Annotated in this window: 16 protein-coding genes and 1 pseudogene; 8 read left to right on the top strand and 9 right to left on the bottom strand. The window is 71.5% G+C overall.

Annotation, left to right across the window (positions count from 1 at the left end; genetic code table 11):
- Positions 1-2: 2 nt before the first annotated feature.
- The 3 genes from DEJ49_RS34795 to DEJ49_RS34785 are packed head-to-tail and all read right to left on the bottom strand — an operon-like array spanning position 3 to position 3333.
- Positions 3-800, bottom strand: a complete 798-nt coding sequence (locus DEJ49_RS34795; protein WP_150187790.1) for an MlaE family ABC transporter permease — start codon at positions 798-800, stop codon at positions 3-5.
- Positions 797-1825: an ABC transporter ATP-binding protein gene (locus tag DEJ49_RS34790; RefSeq protein ID WP_150187789.1), complete on the bottom strand. Its 1029-nt coding sequence runs from the start codon at positions 1823-1825 to the stop codon at positions 797-799. Before DEJ49_RS34790 ends, DEJ49_RS34795 begins: the two co-directional genes overlap by 4 nt.
- 32 nt (positions 1826-1857) lie before the next feature.
- On the bottom strand, positions 1858-3333 hold the full coding sequence (locus DEJ49_RS34785; protein WP_150187788.1) for a DUF6801 domain-containing protein: 1476 nt from the start codon (positions 3331-3333) through the stop codon (positions 1858-1860).
- A 471-nt stretch (positions 3334-3804) separates the two neighbouring features.
- Between DEJ49_RS34785 and DEJ49_RS34780 the strand changes: the two genes are divergently transcribed.
- Positions 3805-5046 (top strand): PucR family transcriptional regulator, encoded by a 1242-nt coding sequence (locus DEJ49_RS34780; protein ID WP_150187787.1) that lies wholly within the window; start codon positions 3805-3807, stop codon positions 5044-5046.
- Between the two features lie 77 nt (positions 5047-5123).
- On the opposite strand, the gene DEJ49_RS34775 is transcribed toward DEJ49_RS34780, so the two are convergent.
- Positions 5124-6077 carry an NAD-dependent epimerase/dehydratase family protein gene (locus DEJ49_RS34775; protein WP_150187786.1) on the bottom strand — a complete coding sequence of 318 codons (954 nt, stop codon included), beginning with the start codon at positions 6075-6077 and terminating at the stop codon, positions 5124-5126.
- 129 nt (positions 6078-6206) lie between these two features.
- Here DEJ49_RS34775 and DEJ49_RS34770 point away from each other — a divergent pair, with 129 nt between their 5' ends.
- Both DEJ49_RS34770 and DEJ49_RS34765 read left to right on the top strand, forming a co-directional pair.
- Positions 6207-6920: a TetR/AcrR family transcriptional regulator gene (locus tag DEJ49_RS34770; RefSeq protein WP_150187785.1), complete on the top strand. Its 714-nt coding sequence runs from the start codon at positions 6207-6209 to the stop codon at positions 6918-6920.
- Positions 6921-7157: 237 nt separating this feature from the next.
- Positions 7158-8366: a cytochrome P450 family protein gene (locus DEJ49_RS34765; RefSeq protein ID WP_150188687.1), complete on the top strand. Its 1209-nt coding sequence runs from the start codon at positions 7158-7160 to the stop codon at positions 8364-8366.
- A 19-nt stretch (positions 8367-8385) separates the two neighbouring features.
- Here DEJ49_RS34765 and DEJ49_RS34760 read toward each other — a convergent pair whose 3' ends face one another.
- Complete coding sequence (locus DEJ49_RS34760) at positions 8386-8898, bottom strand: flavodoxin domain-containing protein (RefSeq protein ID WP_150187784.1); 513 nt, start codon at positions 8896-8898, stop codon at positions 8386-8388.
- A gap of 200 nt (positions 8899-9098) precedes the next feature.
- Between DEJ49_RS34760 and DEJ49_RS34755 the strand changes: the two genes are divergently transcribed.
- Both DEJ49_RS34755 and DEJ49_RS34750 read left to right on the top strand, forming a co-directional pair.
- On the top strand, positions 9099-9563 hold the full coding sequence (locus DEJ49_RS34755; protein ID WP_150187783.1) for a Crp/Fnr family transcriptional regulator: 465 nt from the start codon (positions 9099-9101) through the stop codon (positions 9561-9563).
- A 180-nt stretch (positions 9564-9743) separates the two neighbouring features.
- Complete coding sequence (locus tag DEJ49_RS34750; protein WP_411757260.1) at positions 9744-10451, top strand: response regulator; 708 nt, start codon at positions 9744-9746, stop codon at positions 10449-10451.
- On the opposite strand, the pseudogene DEJ49_RS37050 reads toward DEJ49_RS34750, so the two are convergent.
- The 3 genes and pseudogenes from DEJ49_RS37050 to DEJ49_RS34735 form a co-directional block, all read right to left on the bottom strand.
- Positions 10433-11251: pseudogene (locus DEJ49_RS37050) on the bottom strand (GAF domain-containing sensor histidine kinase); the annotation flags it as partial. The gene DEJ49_RS34750 and the pseudogene DEJ49_RS37050 sit on opposite strands and share 19 nt — an antisense overlap.
- Positions 11252-11848: 597 nt before the next feature.
- The gene (locus tag DEJ49_RS34740; RefSeq protein WP_150187782.1) at positions 11849-12307 is read right to left on the bottom strand and encodes a hypothetical protein; all 459 of its coding nucleotides are present in this window, start codon (positions 12305-12307) and stop codon (positions 11849-11851) included.
- Positions 12308-12663: 356 nt separating this feature from the next.
- Positions 12664-13149 carry a hypothetical protein gene (locus tag DEJ49_RS34735; RefSeq protein ID WP_150187781.1) on the bottom strand — a complete coding sequence of 162 codons (486 nt, stop codon included), beginning with the start codon at positions 13147-13149 and terminating at the stop codon, positions 12664-12666.
- A 100-nt stretch (positions 13150-13249) separates the two neighbouring features.
- Here DEJ49_RS34735 and DEJ49_RS34730 point away from each other — a divergent pair, with 100 nt between their 5' ends.
- The 3 genes from DEJ49_RS34730 to DEJ49_RS34720 all read left to right on the top strand — a co-directional run bounded on the left by DEJ49_RS34730 (position 13250) and on the right by DEJ49_RS34720 (position 17170).
- Positions 13250-14596, top strand: a complete 1347-nt coding sequence (locus tag DEJ49_RS34730; RefSeq protein ID WP_223833126.1) for a sensor histidine kinase — start codon at positions 13250-13252, stop codon at positions 14594-14596.
- 78 nt (positions 14597-14674) lie between these two features.
- Positions 14675-15319 (top strand): response regulator transcription factor, encoded by a 645-nt coding sequence (locus tag DEJ49_RS34725; RefSeq protein WP_150187779.1) that lies wholly within the window; start codon positions 14675-14677, stop codon positions 15317-15319.
- A gap of 414 nt (positions 15320-15733) precedes the next feature.
- Positions 15734-17170: a PP2C family protein-serine/threonine phosphatase gene (locus tag DEJ49_RS34720; protein ID WP_150187778.1), complete on the top strand. Its 1437-nt coding sequence runs from the start codon at positions 15734-15736 to the stop codon at positions 17168-17170.
- Between the two features lie 42 nt (positions 17171-17212).
- On the opposite strand, the gene DEJ49_RS34715 is transcribed toward DEJ49_RS34720, so the two are convergent.
- Positions 17213-18706 carry a hypothetical protein gene (locus tag DEJ49_RS34715; protein WP_150187777.1) on the bottom strand — a complete coding sequence of 498 codons (1494 nt, stop codon included), beginning with the start codon at positions 18704-18706 and terminating at the stop codon, positions 17213-17215.
- Positions 18707-18735: the final 29 nt, after the last annotated feature.

Below are 18735 nucleotides of genomic sequence, written 5' to 3'. Positions count from 1 at the left end.
GGTCACAGCCCCTTCGAGGGGACGAGCTGCAGATAGATGCCCGTCAGGACCATGTTGACGAAGAAGAGGATGAGGAAGGTGAAGACGACGGACTGGTTCACCACGTCGCCCACGCCCTTCGGTCCGCCCTTCGGGTGGAGTCCGCGGTACGCGGCGACGACACCGGCGATGAAGCCGAAGATCAGCGCCTTGAGCTCGCTGATGTAGAGGTCGGGCAGCTGGGCGAGCGCGGAGAAGCTGGCGACGTACGCGCCCGGGGTGCCGTTCTGCATGACGACGTTGAAGAAATAGCCGCCGAGGGTGCCGACCACGGAGACGAGTCCGTTGAGCAGCAGCCCCACCAGGGTCACGGCCAGGACGCGGGGGACGATGAGGCGCTGGACGGGTGAGACGCCCATGACGCGCATGGCGTCCAGCTCCTCGCGGATGGTGCGCGAGGCGAGGTCCGCGCAGATCGCGGATCCGGCGACGCCGGAGATGAGCAGCGACACGATCAGCGGGCTCGCCTGCTGGATGATGACGAGGACGCTGGCGCCTCCGGTGAACGACTGGGCTCCGAACTGCTCGATGAGCGAGCCGACTTGGAGGGCGATCACCGCGCCGAACGGGATCGTCACGAGGATCGCGGGCAGGATGGTGACGCTCGCGATGAACCAGAACTGCTCGACGAACTCCCGCCATTGGAAGGGCCGTTTGAAGGTCAGACGGACCACGCTCACGGCGAGCGCGAACATGTGGCCGACCTCGCGCAGCACACCGAGGCCGGGCAGGGGCGGACGCGCGGCGGGAGGGGCGGTCATGCGCCCGCTCCTCTGCTGACCCGGACGCTCGCGCGGGGCGCGACCGGCGTGGGCGCGACGCCACCCCGCAGGCTCGCCTCGATGGCGCGGCGGGCCGCTGGCGGCAGTTCGTGCAGCATGCCCTTGACCCGCTCCTGGCGGCGGCGCACGGCCCGCCGCTCCGGCAGCCCCGGCGTGGGCGCCAGCTGCGGCACGATGACCCGCTCCGTCGGCGGTCCGGCGACGATGCCGTGGGCGGCCTCCAGATCCAGGGTGGCCTGGTCCTTCTCCTCGGACATCCCGATGGGACCGGCCCTGCGGGCGTTGAGGAACTGCTCGACCACCGGTTCCTCGCTGGTGAGGAGCACTTCGCGGGGCCCGAAGGTCACGAGGTTGCGGCGGAACAGCATCCCCATGTTGTCCGGGACGGTCGCCGCGATGTCCAGGTTGTGGGTGACGATGAGCATCGTCGCGTCGATCTCCGCGTTGATGTCGATGAGGAGCTGCGAGAGGTACGAGGTGCGCACCGGGTCGAGACCCGAGTCCGGCTCGTCGCAGAGGATGATCTGCGGGTCGAGCACGAGCGCCCTGGCCAGGCCCACGCGCTTGCGCATGCCGCCCGATATCTCGCCGGGCAGCTTCTTCTCGGCGCCCGCGAGGCCGACCAGGTCGAGCCGCTCCATGACGATGCGGCGGATCTCCGTCTCCTTCTTGCGGGTGTGCTCGCGCAGCGGGAACGCGACGTTGTCGAAGAGGCTGAGCGAGCCGAAGAGCGCGCCGTCCTGGAACATCAGGCCGAACAGCTTGCGGGCCTCGTACACGTCCCGCTCACGGCTGTTGACCATGTCGACGCCGTCGATGCGGACGTGCCCCCGTTCGGGGCGGACCAGGCCCACGATCGACTTCAGGAAGACCGTCTTGCCGGTGCCGGACGGGCCGAGCATCACGCTGACCTCGCCGCGCGGCAGGGTGAGCGTCACGTTCTGCCAGATGTTCTGCTTTCCGAACGACTTGGTCAGCCCTTCGACGACCACTTCGACTCCCATCGCACCTCCTTGCTCGTATGTCGGTTCACCGGTCAAAGGGCGGGCAGCTCCGGGACGTTGCAGGGGGACCCGGCGCCGCAGACCCGCCCCTGGCGGATCTTGAGCGGGTTGCCGGGCCCGGCGACCGCGCCCGAGAGCAGTACGTCCAGGTCTTCGCCGTCGGCGCCGCAGCCCGTGAGTGCCGGGATGTCGAGCTCACCCTGAAGCGGTCCGCCCTCGCTCACGGGGTAGTTGCCGGTGAGGACCGTGTCGACGGGCCGTGAGGTGCGGCAGCGTGGTCCCACGTCGAGGGGCACGCCGTTGACGCGTACGTCGTACAGGCGCAGGTGCTGGCGGTAGCCCACCCTGGTCACCGGCGGCCTGCCCGGCCGGATGATGTTGACGATGGTCGCCGGTTCGGGTTCGAAGCGGACCTTGGCGGTGGTCGGCTGGAACCCGAAGGTGAGGAACGTACCCTCGGCGTCGGGCAGCTGCATGAGGCCGAGGTGGTCGTACTCGACATAGTCGGGGGCCCGCACCTCGCGCATGCGCATGGCGAGGTGCATGAGTCCGGGCCGGCCTCGACTACTGCTTCCGCTTCCGCTGCCGCGGGGGTCGTTGACGACGGCCGAGCTCTTCAGCTTGCGCAGGGTGGCGAAGCCGACCGGCACGGCACACATCGAGGTCGGCTCCAGCGTGCTGACCTCCGCACCGGGCGGCGGCGACGGGAGCCGCTTCGGGTCGAGTTCGCCCCTGGGCGGATCGAGGGGGCACTTGTCGGTGGTGGCCCGGAGCCGGGGGCCCGCGTCGATGCCTTTCGGAGGGTCGTTCCGGGGGTCGTCCGGGGTGCCGGTGGAGGCGCCGTCGTCCGGGGTTGCGGAGCCGGTATCCGGTGCCGGCGACGTCTCCGTGGGGTCCTCTGCGACGGGGACGGTGGCGAGGAGGGTGTCGGCGCCGCGCGCCGGGGTGCAGGTCAGCCGAGCGGCCGGGGCGGGATCGGCGGCCGTACCGCTGGAATCGGGGTCAAGGGCGAGGCCAAGCCGCCCGACCGTGAACGTGACGTCACCTTCGGCGCCGACCGTCACGTCCGGTACGTCGCCGCCGAAGCCGACCTCGACGGCGCCGCGCGCGGGCAGCCGCACCTCGGGCGAGGCCAGCTCCGCCCACTCGGCCCGTGCCCGCTCCCGCCGCTGGGCGACGGTCGTGGCGACCGCGGCCGTCCCTCCGACCGACCTCGCCCCCTCGGGCAGCAGCTCCTCCACGACGGTCCGCGGCAGACTCACCCGCACCCGCACGGCTACCGGCCTGATCGGCTTCCCGACAACACCACGGGCGGGAAACGTGGCGTCGAAGGCGACATCGACCTGTCGGGTGCCGGAGGGCAGCCCGCAGTCGTACTCGACTGTGAGGCTCGCCCGCCGCTGATCGCGCGCGGCGGAACCCGACCCGGGCAGCAGACCGGCCAGGCACGCCACGACGGCGACCACGGCCAGTCGTGCGGTGCGCCCGCCGCTCAGGGCACGAGTCATCGCTGCTCTCCGATCAAAGGGCGGACCCCGCGGCAGGGGGGCCGCCGCAGGGTCCGAGGGAGGGGCTCTCCACATGGCCCGGGGGGATCCGGGGCCATGTGCGCGAAGGGGGATTCGCGCAGGCGAGCCGCTTCTTGTTCAGCCGATGATTCGGACCTTACGCACGAGTAACTGAGCGACGCAACGGCCGAATTCGAAATGCGCTCCGAGCCGAGTCCACCTGCCCATTCCTCATCCCGGGGGCAGTAATTCCGGCGGCGGTTTCGTGCACAAGTGAGTATTCCGCCGACGGCCTCTTGACGGGCCGCACGCGAGCAGGGCGCCCTGAACTCGTCACCAGTGGAGCGAGGTTGACCGAATGAGGGTGCTGAGCAGGGTGCACACGGGCTGCCCATGCTCTACCGTGCCAGGGGTTCCATGGCGCCAAGATCAATTATGACCTTCGATCACGGGCGGAGTAAGGGGAGTTCCATGGCAGCGACAGTCAAGGCGGTGGACGCGGGGCATCCGGTGTCCGTTCTCCCCCGCGAGTTCGCCGCGGTGCTGCGGCCCGAACTTCCCGGACTCATCCAGGAAGTCATCGACGAGATCCGCCGCTCCTATCCCGAGTACGCGGAAGTCCTCGACGGCCCGTATTCCCGTGCCGTGCATCTCATCGTCGAGCACAATCTGACGAACTTCGTCGACCAGGTCGCCGCCCCGGACGCCTCCACCGTGCAACGCGACAAAGTGTGCCGCATGTTCGGGCGCTTCGAGGCGTACGAGGGCCGCAGCCTGGACACCATGCAGGCGATCTTCCGGCTCGGCGCCCGGCTCGCCCTGCACCGCGCCAAGCGGGTGCTGCGGCGGCTCAACCTGCCGGCCGGTCTGATGCTCTCCTTCGCCGACGCCCTGCTCGCCTACGTGGACAAGCTGATCGAGGTCTCCCGCGAGGGGTATCAGCAGGCCCGGGCGGAGATGGAGCAGGGCCAGGACATCCAGCGCCGACGGCTCCTGGAGCACCTACTGTCCGACGTGGCCACTCCCCGGGCCACCCTCGTCGAACTCGCCGAGCGCGCCAAGTGGCAGCTGCCCGACGAGGTCACGCCCATCGCTTTCAGCGCGGACGCGAAACCGGAACGGGGCGCGATCTCCGAGGACGTCCTGGTCGACCTCGCCTCGCCGCATCCGCGTGCCCTGATCCCCGGCCCCGTCGACGAGCACCGCCGCGCCTTCATGCGGGCGGCGCCGCACACCACCCGCGCGGCCGTCGGCCTCACCGTGCCGCTTGCGGACGCGGCGGAGTCCCTGCGCTGGGCCCGAAGAGCGCTGAGCCTCGCCGAGGCGGGTGTCCTGGAGGGCGACGCGTACATCCACTGCGAGGACCACCTCGTGACCCTCTCCCTCTTCGCGGACCCCGGCCTGATCACGGCGCTCGCCGAGCAGCAGCTGGCCCCCCTCGCGGGCCTCACCGCCAACCAGCGCGACCGCCTCATCCACACCCTGCGCGCGTGGCTCGACACCCGCGGCAACGTCGTCCAGATGGCCGAACTCCTCCACCTGCACCCGCAGACGGTCCGCTACCGCCTGCGCAACCTGGAGAAGGCCTTCGGCGACCTCCTCTCCTCCCCGGACCACCGCTTCGCCACGGAACTCGTGCTGCGCGCGCTGGAGTTACGTGCCCGAGGAACGGGAACGGCGCGCCGCCCCGGCCTGTCGGCCGTCACGGGCTGACCGTCTCCGAAGGGCGACGCCCCCGTCGGCTTCGGTGGCCTCTTCCGCCACGACATCCGGCGGCGGCCCCGCGCCGGTCAGCGCTGCGCGGCGAGGAAGTCGCGGTACCAGGCGATGGTGTCGTCGAGCGTGGTGTCGAGGGCGACGGGCTTCAGACCGAACGCTTCCTGGATCGCCGACGAGTCCATGACCTGCGGTTCGGTGTGCTGGTAGAACAGCTCGGCGTAGGAGTCCATGAAGACCTGGTCGAACGGGCCGAAGGGCACGGGCTTCTGCTTGATCACCGTGTTCAGCGGCTGCCCGACCTTCTCCTCGATCAGCCGGAAGACCTCCCGGGTGGTGAGGGCCGGCGCGGTGGGCAGGTGCCAGACGCGGCCATCGCCGTCCGGGTGCTCGCCGAGGGTGGCGAGGCCGACGGCCACGTTGCGGATGTCGGTGTAGCTGTGCGGCAGGTCGATGTCGCCGAGGCCGTAGACCTCGGCGCCCGTGAGGGCGCCGGGGAAGACGGCGCCACCGAGGGTCGAGTTGAGGACGTGGGGGCCGACGAAGTCGGCCGAGCGGCCCAGGACGACGCGGGCGCGACCCTCCTGATGCGCGGTCAGGTACTTCTCGTCCAGCGCCGCGCGCATCCTGCCCTTCGTGCCGGTCGCCCGCCACGCGGTGTCCTCGGTCATCACCTGTCCGTGGGTCTCACCGTACGGATAGAGAGTGTCGAGCACGACCAGGCGGGCGCCCTCGGCCTCCACGGCACCGAGCACCGCGTCCTGGATGCCGGGCATGACGTCGACCTGGAGGTGGTAGGCCACATTGACGCAGTGGTAGACGACGGCGGCGCCCTTGATCGCGGCCCGGGCACCGTCGGCGGTGCCCACGTCGCCCCTGACCCGGGTGACGCCCTCGGGAGCGAGCCCGCCGCCGGAGCGGTCGACGAGGCGGACCTCGTGCCCTCGGCGGGCCAGCTCGCCGGCCAGCGTCGAACCCGCGGGGCCGGCGCCGAGGACTATGTGCAGGTCAGATGAGGTGGCAGACATGATCCACATCCTTTTCGGGGAGTAGCTTCAGGGCCGTTGTGTTACACACCATAACTTTCGCGATGGGGTAGTGCAATAACGCGTCACGAACGCGACGGGCTGTAACATGCGCTGTCGGAGGTGGACCGCATGACATCGACACATCGGACCCGCACCCCACGGGAGCGGTACCGCGACCAGACGCGCGCGGAGATCAAGCAGATCGCCGTGAGCCAGCTCGCCGTCGGCGGCGTGGAAGGCGTGGCGCTGCTGCGTATCGCCAAGGAGATCGGCATGTCCGGACCGGCTCTCTACCGGTACTTCGCCAGCCGGGACGACCTGCTCACCGAACTGGTCGTCGACGCCTACCAGGCGGTCGCGGCCGACATCCGCGCCGTCGACATCTCGGGCGGCGGGCGGACGGCACTGCACGCCCTGGCAACGGCCCTCCGCGACTGGGCCGTGGCGCAGCCGCACCTCTACCTGCTCATCCAGGGCACCCCGGTCCCGGGTTTCCGCGCACCGGACGAGACCGTGGCGCATGCCCGCGAAGTCCTCGGCCCGTTCCTCATCGTCTTCGCCGAGGGCCGCCCGTCGGGCTCCGTCGAGCCGCTCGTGGACGAGTTCGCCCGCTGGCTGCGGGACGACACGGCCGTGGCGGCGTGGGTCGAGCAGCGCACCGGGCTGTCACCCGAAGAGCCCGCGGCGGCCGTCGCGTTGACCGGCGCCATCACCGCCTGGTCCCAACTGCACGGCACGGTCGGCCTGGAGGCGGCCGGTCAGTTCGCCGGCATGGGGCACCGGCCGGCGACGCTGCTCGCCGCACAGGTCGACATGCTGGCCGACGCGTTCCAGCTGGCGTAGAACCCCGTATCCCCCACCCGTCCTCCGCTGCCCTCCGCCGTGCGCGGCACCGGGTTCTACGTATCCCTCGTCCGCGTCCCGACCGGCTCCTCACGGCGTCTTGACCGGCTTCGGAAAGGGCCTCAGGGTTGACTCCGGGCCCCCTCGGGCCCCCTCCCCTCTTGGAGAGCCCCGTTGGACACCACGCCACCGCCGAGCAACGCCGACGACCCGAAACCGCCCCCGCCCGCGCACCGCATGGACCCGTCCGGCGGGTGCCCGCACGCGGACAACGCCCGGCTGCTGGCCCGTGGCGCGGTCGCCCCCGTGGTCCTGCCCGGTGGGGTGGAGGGGATGGCGGTGCTCGGGCACGACGCGCTCCGGGAGTTCCTCGCCCACCCCGATGTCGCCAAGAACGCGCTGCACTTCACGGCGTTGCAGTCGGGCGGGATACCGGACGGCTGGCCGCTCAAGACCTTCGCCACGGTGCAGGGGATGACCACGGCGGACGGCGCCGACCACCGGCGGCTGCGGTCACTGGTGAGCCGGGCGTTCACGGCGCGCCGCGTGGAGGATCTCGCCCCGCGCATAGCCGAGTTGTCGTCCAGCCTGCTCGACGACATGGACCGGACGGCGGCCGCCGAGGAGGACGGAGTCGTGGACCTGCGCACGCACTTCGCGCTGCCCCTGCCGATGGGCGTCATCTGCGAACTGCTCGGCGTGGACGCCGCGCACCACGACCGTCTGCACCACCTCTCCGACCAGATCGTCGCCACGGACATCGGCCCCGAACAGTCCCGGGCCGCCAACCGGCAAATGATGGACGTACTGAGCGACATCGTGGCCGTCCGCACCGCGGAGCCCCGCGACGACCTCACATCCGCCCTGATCGCCGCCCGCGAGAAGAACGGCGACCGGCTCGGCCCGCTCGAACTGCTCGGCACCCTCATGCTGATGATCATCGCCGGGCACGAGACGACGCTGAACCTGATCACGAACGCGGTACGCGCCCTGTGCACGCACCGCGACCAGCTCGACCTGGTCACGGCGGGCCGGGCGAGCTGGGCGGACGTGGTCGAGGAGACACTGCGCTGGGACAGCCCCGTCAGCTACTTCCCGTTCCGCTACCCGACCCGGGACCTGCCCCTCGCCGGCACCGTCATCCCCAAGGGCACCCCCGTGCTCGCCGGGTACTCCGCCGCGGGCCGCGACCCGAAGGCCCACGGCCCCGACGCCGACCGCTTCGCCCTCACCCGCACCGGCCCGGCCCGCCACCTCTCGCTCGGCCACGGCGCGCACTACTGCCTGGGCGCCCCGCTGGCCCGCCTCGAGGCCACCGTCGCCCTCGAACAACTCTTCGCCCGCTTCCCCCGCCTTGACCTCGCCGTACCGGACGCGGACCTGCCGCGCCACGCGTCATTCGTGGGCAACAGCGTGCGGCGACTGCCCGTACGGCTGCACGGCTGAGTCCACCGGTCGACTCGGCTCAGCGCGTGCGCGAGGGTCGTCCGGACGACGCGTCGGCGATGTGCTGCGCCCACTCCTCGATCTGTTCGAAGTCGCGGAAGTCCCCGCCCTTCCCGGCGGCCACGATCTTTCGCGCGATGAACCCCTTGGCACCTTCTTCCAGGCATCCGCCGAAGGTGCGGTGCTCCTCCGCGTCGAACCGGAACAACACCGCCTTCGCTCCCCGCACGGGCGGGATCTCGCGTTGGGACGCCGCGACGTCGAGAGGACCGCTGCTGAAGAGCCACAGCGGCCGTTTGGCCAGCGCGCGGCGGTGCCGACGGGCGAACCGCCGGGCGTCCTTGTGCCAGCGGTCGGCGTAGAGCGCGCCTCCCAGGACCACGGCGTCGTAGGAGTCCACGTCGGCCACGGTCCCGGCCGGGACCGCCTCGGCCCTGAGGCCGTTCCGGCGCAGCACGTCGGCGATGGCCTCGGCTATCTGCGCGGTCGATCCATTGGTCGTCCCGTAGGCGACCAGCACGTTGTTGAGCATGACGGCTGTCTCCTTCCGCCTCGGCCTCCCGGGGCGGGGGGCCGTACCAGCCTCTTGGCCGGGGGGCCGGTCGGGCAGGGGCCGAAGGGTCCCCCACAGGGGCCAAGTGGAGTGGCTGCGGGGCCGGGTGGCCCCTGGCCCCGCGGGGCCCGCGGGAGCACGCTGCAAATGGCCACACGCCCACGCATTGGAGGTACCTCATGAGCGCGCCCCCCTCGCACAGCATGCCGCGGGCGCTGCCGCCCGAACACCGGCAGCGCCTGATGCGGTTCGCCGCCGAGGTGTCGATCCCGCAGGGAGCACGCCTCTTCGAGGAAGGCGGGCACGCCGACCGGTTCTGGATCATCCGCACCGGCTCGATCGCTCTCGACATGCACGTGCCAGGCCGCAAGGCGGCCGTCATCGAAACGCTCGGCCACAACCAACTCCTCGGCTGGTCATGGCTGTTCACCCCGCACTCCTGGCATCTGGGTGCCGAGGCGCTGACACCGGTACGGGCGTACGAGTTCGATGCCGCCACGGTCCTGGCGGCGTGCCGGGACGATCCGGAACTGAACGTGACGGTCACCCGCTGGGTCGGCGACATCGTGGCCCACCGTCTGCGCTCGGCCCGCACCCGGCTACTCGACTTGTACGCCCCCTACGGCAGCGGCAGCACGCGCTGAGCGTACCCCGAGCGGAGCCCCGGAGAGTGGCCCGGTCGGCCCTGGTGCGCACGTCCCCGACGAGTGACGATCGTTGGCGGCGCGGGACAGCCCGTAGCGCGACCGCCAGAGGAATCGAGGAATCGCCGTGAACGAGGGATCGCCGTGAACGAGGGATGGCCGGTGAGTGAGGGGTGGCCGGTGAGTGAGGGACGCACCTTCACGGAGCAGGAGCCGATTCGTATCTTCCTGCTCGACGATCACGAGGTCGTCCGGCGCGGCCTGTCCGACCTGCTGGACGCGGAGCCGGACATCTCGGTGGTCGGCGACGCCGAGAACGTCGAGAACGCACTCGTCCGCGGCCCCGCCCTGCGACCGCACGTCGCCGTGCTCGACGTACGCCTCCCGGACGGCGACGGCATCAGGGTCTGCCGGGAGCTGCGCAGCCGGATGCCGGGCCTCGCGGTGCTCATGCTGACGTCCTTCGACGACGAGGACGCCCTGTTCGACGCGATCATGGCCGGCGCCAGCGGGTATGTACTCAAGCAGATCAAAGTAGCCGACCTGGTCTCGGCCGTCCGGACCGTCGCCTCCGGCCAGTCCATGCTCGACCCGGAGACGACGGCCCGGCTCATGCGCACCCTGCGCGCGGACCCCGCCGACTCACCGTCGGCGCCTCCGGAGCTGGCGCGTCTGACGCCGCGGGAGCGGGAGATCCTCACGCTGATCGGCGAGGGGCTCACCAACCGGGAGACCGGCAAGAGCCGTTCCCCGAGGGTGAGCGTGCCGCCGAGCGACAAAGCGCGCTCCTCCAGATTCCTGAGCCCGCTCCGCGCGTCCCCGCGAGGCAGACCGCGCCCGTCATCCGTCACGGTGACCTCCAACTCCCCTCCCTCGCACCGCAGATGAACGCTCACGGAGCGGGCCCCGGAGTGCCGAGCCGCGTTGCTGAGCGCTTCGCCCACCACGGCGAGGGCGTGGTCGGCGACCTCATGGTCGACCTCGGTCTCGACGAGGCCTTCGATACGCAGGGCAGGAGCGAAACCGAGCACGTTCACCGAGGCCTGCACGGCGCTCGAGACCCGCTCGCGCAGCCCACGGGCACCCGTGGCCCCGGCGGCTTGCGACCGGAGGCCGAAGATGGTCGACCTGATGATCTTGATGGTGTCGTCGAGGTCGTCGACGGTCCGCGACAAACGTGCGACCGCTTCCGGATGGTCGACGAAGCGCTGAGTGCTCTGCAGGGTCATCCCGGCGGCGAACAGTCGCTGGATCGCCAGGTCGTGCAGGTAGCGGGCGATGCGGTCCCGGTCCCGCAGCAGGGCGATCTGTTCGGCGTCGCGGCGCCGTTCGGCGAGCTCCAGCGCCAGCGCGGCCTGACCGGCGAAGCCGAGCAGGGGCCCGGTGTCGGCGTCGACGAACCCGGCACGGCCCGCCAGACGCCCCAGCAGGAGCACGCCATGGCTCTTGCCGCCCGACCCGAGCGGCACGGCGACCACCGGCCCCAGCCCCGTCCAGGGCTGCTCCCCCGCTCCGATACGGACGTCGTTCGCGATGTCCGCACTCACCACGGGTTCCGCGGCGGAGAGCGCGGCGCCGACGAAGTCGTCCTGCGCGGACAGCACGAGCCCGCTCCGCTGCTCCGCGTCCACGCCGACCGCGCACGTCGGCTGCAGCGCGGCCGCCCCGGCCACGTACTCCGCGATCATCCCCACGTCCGCGGCGGCGATCACACGCGCCTGCTCGACGATCAGCCCCAGCACGTCGGCGCTCGGCGCCCCGGGCATCAGGGTGTTGGTCACCTCGGAGCTGGCCCGCAGCCAGCGTTCCCGGAGTCTGGCCTCCTCGTAGAGCCGCGCGTTCTCGATCGCCACGCCGGCGGCCACGGCGAGCGTGGAGAGCACCGCCTCGTCCTCCGCGTCGAACTCGTCCGCCCCGCGCTTCTCCGTGAGGTAGAGGTTCCCGAACACCGTGTCGCGCACCCGGATGGGAACGCCGAGGGGGAAGCGCACCGATCTTCCGCCGTCTCTCCTCGTCGATGCCGACGGTCAGGAACTCGGACAGCCGCCGATCGCCCGCGATCACCCCCAGGGCCCCGTACTCGGCGTCGACCAGCACCACGGCGGCCTCGACGATACGACGCAACACCTGCGGAAGATCCAGCTCCCGCCCCACCGAAAGAACCGCCTCCAGCAGGCTGTGGATCCGGCCCTGCGTCCCCCGGGCGGCATCGATCCGCACCTGCAGCTCATCCAACCGCAACTTCGGCAACTGCTGACCGGAGCCTCCCCGATCCTCGCCGCTCATCACTTCCTCCGACCGGAGCGGTAGTACGTCATCCTGTCGCCCTCATCGCCGCCGGCCCGCCGCAGCCTGTCCTTGCTCAGCAAGGTCAGTTTCGAGGGCTTGCCGGCCGTGCAGGCCGAGGCCGGCTTCGCCGCGATCCGCGTCGAAGCGCTCAGCCGGACGGCGTTGCGCGTGACCGAGTCGAGCTCCGCCTTGAAGACACAGCGGTAGACGTCCCCGTTCGCCGCCGGACCGGTCGCCGTCAGCGTCATGACCGTCTCGTCCACGTAGCCCTGGCGGATCACCATCTTCCGGGTGTGACGGCCCTCGGCGTTCTCGAGAGCTCCCTCCCAGGTGCCGAGATACTCGCTCGGTATGACGCCCGTCGACGTGATCGTCGCTGTCGCCTGGGGTGCCCGGTTCGCGGGGCCCTCTCCGTGCACGTGGGTGCTCTCGAAGTAGAGGTATGCCCCGGACACGATGGCACCTACAGCGGCGGCCGTGATCAGGACCAGTCCGTAGCGCGGTATGCGTGGCCCGGCCGCCTGCCTGTCCCGGCGCCCCTCGGGCAGGCCGAGAGCCACCGGGGCGAACGTCACCAACGGGAGCCGCTCGGAAGGAGGACCGGCAGCAGGACGCGGCACGGCCGCGTCCTGTACCGGTCGCTGTTCGTTCACTGCTGTCTGCGGGCGGCGTGTACGGACACCGATGACCGCGGCCGCGGCTCTACGCGTCAACGTGAGCTGCTGCGCGGGGAGTTGGACGGGGACTCGGTTTGCTCGGCGGTCCATTCCGAACGTGGCCGCGGCGGCACGACGGAGCAGGGTCGGCCGCGTCATTCGGCACCCCTCGGGTCCGCGGCCGACCGTCGAGAGGCGGGCCGTCCGGTCGACGGTCCGTTCGGTGGTCCGGTCTGCGGCCCGGCCGTCGGTGGCTCCGCTTCCTGTGGCGGGGGACCCTGCACTGCGTTGGGGTGGCCCACGACGGCCTCCGCCAGCCTGGTGTGCTGCAGTTGCACGAGGATCAGCGGCGCCGACGCTCCGACCGTGAAGGTCGCGAAGCCTCCGTCGACCTGCCCCGAGGCCGCCATGAGTGCCGCCACCCCGGCGCCCATCATGATGTGAACCGCGGCCGCGATGCTCTCGCCCGCGACGTCGTAGAACGCACTGAAAGAGGGAGGCGGCCCCTGGGCCTCGGGCTGCTCGGAGAGCCGGAACTCCTGCCGTCTCAGGAGCCATTCGGACATGCAGTCGTATGCGTGCACGACGCCACGTACCGCTCCGCCTGCCGCGCCGAGCAGCAGTAAACCCGCAGTGTCCACGTATCCCCCGTCTATGCAGAGAGACTCAGACGGTCGACATAGAAGACTACGGACCTCGACATCCCACGAGAAGAGCACATCCGAACCAGGAGTTCCGCACGTGCAGGTCCTTCCCCGATCCGGCGACCGCCTCCGGCCCCTCCTCGTGACCGGCCTCCGCGCTCCCTTCGCCAGGCGCGCGTGGGCCGAGGCCGCGTACTGTCTCATCGGGTTTCCGCTGGGGCTCGCGGGCGGGACGGTGCTCGCCGTCGTGCTCACGCTCGGTGCCGGGTTCACCCTCTCGCTGGTGCTCGCCGTGGTGGGCGCGCTGCTGCTCATCGGCGGGTTGCGGCTCGCCCGCGCGCTGGGCGGCGTCCATCGCGGGCTCGCCGTGGGACTGCTCGGCGTACGGACGCCCGCGCCGCCCCCGTTCCGGCCCGGCGGTGGCTTCGTGGCGCGTCTCGACGCGCGGCTGCGGGACGGGGCGGGGTGGCGGTCGGCGGGTTACGTACTCGCGAAGCTGCCCGTCGGCGCGCTCGGGGCGTACGCCGTGCTGTGGTGGGTCACGGGGCTCGTGAACCTCACCGCCCCGCTGCGGTGGGCGGTCTTCGGGCAGCGGCCCGGGCCGGGCGACCCCGACGGGATGCCGCTGCTCACCCCGGTCCCCTTCGGCGGACCGGAAGTCGACACGTTCGCGGGGACCTGGGGTGCGGTCCTGGTCGGTGTGGCGGCGCTGCTGTGTGCTCCGTGGGTGACCCGGCTCGTGGTCGCGGGTGACCGGTGGCTGATCGGGGCGCTCCTCGGACCGGGGCGGCTGGCCGACCGCGTACGCGATCTGGAGGAGACGCGGGCGCTCGCCGTCGACGACTCGGTGGCGCTGCTACGGCGGGTCGAGCGCGATCTGCACGACGGGGCGCAGGTGCGCCTCGTGGCGGTGGCGATGGGGCTCGACATGATCAAGGAGGGGCTCGTCGAGGGGCGGCAGCCGGATGTCCCTCGCCTGCGCAAGCTCGTCGACGGCGCGCACCGGAACGCCACGGAGGCGCTCACCGAGCTGCGTGACCTGGCCCGCGGCATCCACCCGCCCGCCTTGGACGACGGCCTGCCGGACGCCCTCGCCACGCTCGCCGCCCGCAGCACGGTGCCGGTACGGCTGTCGGCGGACGTGCCGGTGCGTCCCACTCCGGCGATCGAGACCATCGCGTACTTCTGCGCCGCCGAGCTCCTGACGAACGTCATCAAGCACAGCGGGGCGCGGCAGGCCGCGATCGGCGTGACGCAGCAGGACGGGCTGCTGCGACTGCGGGTCACCGACGACGGGCGGGGCGGCGCCGCGCTGGAGACGGGTGGCGGCAGCGGCCTCGCCGGGCTCGCCCAGCGGGTTCGCACCGTCGACGGGCGCATCGACATCCGCAGCCCCGAGGGTGGCCCGACGACCGTGACCGTCGAGCTCCCCCTGCGGGCGTGACGGCGTTACGGGCTTGAGGGCGTGACGGCGTGCGGTACGGGAACGTGCGAGGTCCGCGTGCGTGAGAGCATGCCCGTCATGCGTGTCGTGATCGCCGAGGACGCCGCCGTACTGCGTGAGTTGCTGGCCCAGATGCTCACCGAGCGTGGCCACGAGATCTGTGCCGCCGTGGGCGACGCGGACGCCCTGCGCGAGGCGGTCGCCGCACACCGACCCGACGTCACCGTGGTCGACATCCGGATGCCGCCGACCCACACCGACGAGGGCCTGCGTGCCGCCATCGACATCCGCGCGGAACACCCCGGCACGGGTGTGCTGCTCTTCTCCCAGTACGTGGAGACGAAGTACGCCACACGGCTCCTCGCAGCCGGTTCCGCAGGCGTCGGCTATCTGCTCAAGGACCGGGTGGCGAACGTCGCGGAGTTCACGGACGCGCTGGAGCGGGTGGCGGCGGGCGGCACCGCGCTCGACCCGGAGGTCGTCACGCAGCTCGCCGGCGCGGGCAGCCGCAGGGCGGAACTGGCCCCGCTCACGCCGCGCGAACGCGAGGTGCTTTCGTTGATGGCGGAGGGGCGTTCCAACGCCGCCATCGCCCAGGCCCTCTACGTCTCCGCGGGCACGGTGGAGAAGCACGTGGCCGCCGTCTTCGACAAGCTCGGGCTGCCCGCCTCGCACGACCACAACCGCCGGGTGCTCGCGGTCATCCGCCATCTGCGGTCCTGACCGCCTCGGCGAGAGGGGTCAATTCTCGCCGTTCTTGTACGTTCAACACACCCCTCTCGTACGGGAGTTCGCCTCGCGAGGGACCCAGGAACGACGTCCGGTCGGTGCCCCGGAGCCGCGACGGCCCGTGCACGCACCCCTCGCCCAGGCTCACCCCCACCTCCCCCACCGGAGTCCCACATTCCACGTCGTACCTCTACACCGTCTTCACGTACTCCCTCTGGACTTCCGCACCCTGGTACGCGTATCCGCAGGACATAGGCATATGCCAGAAGCACCACCGCATCGTGTGTTGCCAAATCCCTTACGGCCCACCCCCTGCTGTGCGAAAGTCATTAGCGGTCCACCACCCGTCAAGCTGGTCGCATCGCACCACCTTCAACGGAGTCGCACCGCACCTCAACGGAGCACCTCATGCCGTCCCATGTCTTTGCGGACCACGCAGCCGCCCAGCCGCCCGAGCGCGGCACGGTCGATGCGCTGATCTCGCAGACGCGCCGGCTCCGCGTCGACGTCGACGCCGTGCGGCGCGACGCCGCGGCGGACCGCGGGGACGCCGAGGGACGCTGGCAGCGGGCCCTGTGCGACCTGGCGGTCCACCAGCTCAACGACCTCGACGACCATCTGGCGCAGCTGCGGGACGGCCCGCCGCGGACGGGCGGCGAGCCCGCCCCACCCGCCGCCCCGGAGTCCGCCGAGCCGGGCCGGGGCTCCCTCCTGAGCCGCGTGGGCAGCGCCGAGTGGAACCTCCTCACCGACGAGGCGACCTGGTCCGGCGAGCTCTACGACATCCTCGGCCGCGACCCCGCCGCACCCCCGCTCTCCCTCGACGAGTTCCCGTCCCTGGTGCACCCCGACGACCAGCCTCAGCTGACGGCGATGGTCACGGACTGCCTCATCGACGGAAAACCCATCGACGGCGAGTTCCGCATCCTGCGCACGGACGGCCGCGAACGCCAGGTGCACATGATGGGCGAACCCGTGCTCGCCGGCGACGGCTCCACCGCCTCCATGTGGGCGGTCCTGCGGGACGTCAGCGAACTGCGCCGCAGCCAGCGCGCCGTGCGCGAGAGCCGCGACTCGCTCCAGCGCCACCACGACATCGCACAGACCGAGCACCGTCTCGCCGTCGCCCTGCAGGAGGCGGTCCTGCCGCCGTGGCGCGGCTCCCTGCGACTGCCGCACGGCGGCCCCGGACGGCTCGACCTCGCCGCGCACTACCTCCCTTCCGCGACCAGCGCACTCATCGGCGGCGACTGGTACGACGCGATGGAACTGCCCGGCGGCGACGCCCTGTTGAGCGTCGGCGACCTCACCGGGCACGGCGTCGCCGTCACCTCCGGCATGGCGATGCTGCTCGGCGCGCTGCGCGGCATGGCGGTCGCCGGAGCGCGACCCGGTCACCTCGCGGAACCCGGCCGGATCATGGGCTGGCTGAACCAGTTGCTGGATGCCACGGCCCAGCCCGCCCTCGGCAGCGCCGTCTGCTGCCGCTTCGACCCCGCCACGCACTTACTCACCTGGGCGCAGGCAGGACACCCCGCCCCGTTGCTGTTCCGCGACGGGACGGGGCGCGCGCTCACGCCACCGCACGGCGTGCTCCTGGGCGCGACCTCCGGCGCGGCGTACGAGCAGGCCGATGAGCAACTGCGGCCCGGAGACCTGTTGCTGCTGCACACCGACGGCCTGGTGCCGCGGCGCGACAGGGACACGGCGACGGGTCTGCTGCTCTCCCTCGCGTCCCGTTTCGCCGAGGCGCGTACGACACAGGACTGCGTGCGGACCGTCGTCGAGGAATTCGGCGAGGCACCTCGTGAGGACGACGCCTGCCTGTTGGTCGCGCGGGTCTGAAGCGTCCGACCGCGCGATGTCACATGTGCGTGCTCCGGTGCGTTACGCCCTCGCCGTCCTCCCCCTGGTGCCCTTCGCCTTCGGCAGGGCGAACTTGATCTCCTCGCGCAGGTCCTGGATCTTCGGGTAGCCCGCGTATTGCGCGGTCAGCCGGTACATCTCGCGCAGCCGGTCCCAGGTGCGGTGCGAGGAGTTCGCCCGCATCGACACCAGCGCCAAGCGTGCGTACCGGTCGGCCTGTTCGGGGTCGTCGGCGATGAAGCAGGCCGACGCGAGCGAGATGTAGTCGAAGATCTGCGACCGGTCGCGGTTCGCGGCCCGCAGCTCGATCGCCTCCTTCGCGTGCCGCTGCGCCGCGCTCGCCGCGGACGCCTCATGGTCGGCGAGGGTGCGGTAGGCCAGGGCCTGCATGCCGTGCAGATCCGCCTCGTCGAACATCTGCATCCAGCTCGGCGGCGGTACGTCCCCCTTGTCGGACACGAAGAGGTCCTCGGCGAGACCGAGGGCGCGTCGCATCGCCTGACCGCGCCCCATCGACGCGTGGGCCCAGGCGTCGATGGTGTAGAGCATCGCCCGGGTGCGGGGCAGGGCCTCCTCGCCCGCGCCCGACTTGGCGAGCTTCATCAGGTCCAGGGCGTCGTCCGGTTTGCCGAGGTGCACCATCTGGCGCGCGGCACGCGACAGTGCCTCGCCGGCGCGCGGGCGGTCGCCGCCCTCGCGGGCGGCGTGCGCGGCGATGACGAAGTACTTCTGCGCCGTGGGCTCCAGGCCGACGTCGTGCGACATCCATCCGGCGAGCACGGCGAGGTTGGCGGCGACGCCCCACAGGCGCCGCTGGAGGTGGTCGGGGTGCCGGTAGGCGAGCATGCCGCCCACTTCGTTGAGCTGGCCCACCACGGCCTTGCGCTGCAGCCCGCCGCCGCGGGCCGCGTCCCAGGCGCGGAACACTTCGACGGAGCGCTCCAGTTCCTCGATCTCCTGGGACCCGATGGGAGCGGCCTCGTAGCGGTCGAGCCCCGCGGGGTCGACGTGCAAGGGGTCTTCGATACGGGGGGCGTCGGCCTTGAGGGCCGGATCGGTGTGCAGCCAGTCGTGCATGGCGCTGCTGAGTGCGGAGCCTGCGGCAAGCGCAGCGCCCGCGCCCACCAAGCCGCGTCGGTTGAGCATGAGGTCCATTCCCGTGAATTCGGTGAGGACCGCGGCCGTCCGCTCGGGCGCCCACGGCACGCCGTCGGGGTGCTCCACACTCCCGTCGCCACGCCGCTTCCCTGCGCGCCCGTGCCGGACCAGACCCAGATCCTCAGTGGTCACGACACGGCCGAGACGCTCGGTGAACAGAACAGCCAGCACCCGCGGCACCGGATCGCGCGGGATCTCTCCCATGTCGATCCACCGCCGCACCCGCGAGGTGTCGGTGGCCAGCTGGGGGTGGCCCATGGCCGCCGCCTGCCGGTTCACCAGTCTCGCGAGCTCCCCCTTCGACCAGCCGGCCAGGCCGAACAGGTCGCAAAGGCGGGTGTTGGGTTGTCCGTTCACGTCAAGCCCCCAGGTTCTCGGCTGAGTTG

This window comes from Streptomyces venezuelae (assembly GCF_008642335.1).
In the GTDB taxonomy this organism is placed as follows: Bacteria; Actinomycetota; Actinomycetes; order Streptomycetales; family Streptomycetaceae; genus Streptomyces; species Streptomyces venezuelae_F.
Note: the sequence above shows the minus strand (reverse complement) of the source record. Positions and strands in the feature narration are given on the sequence as shown.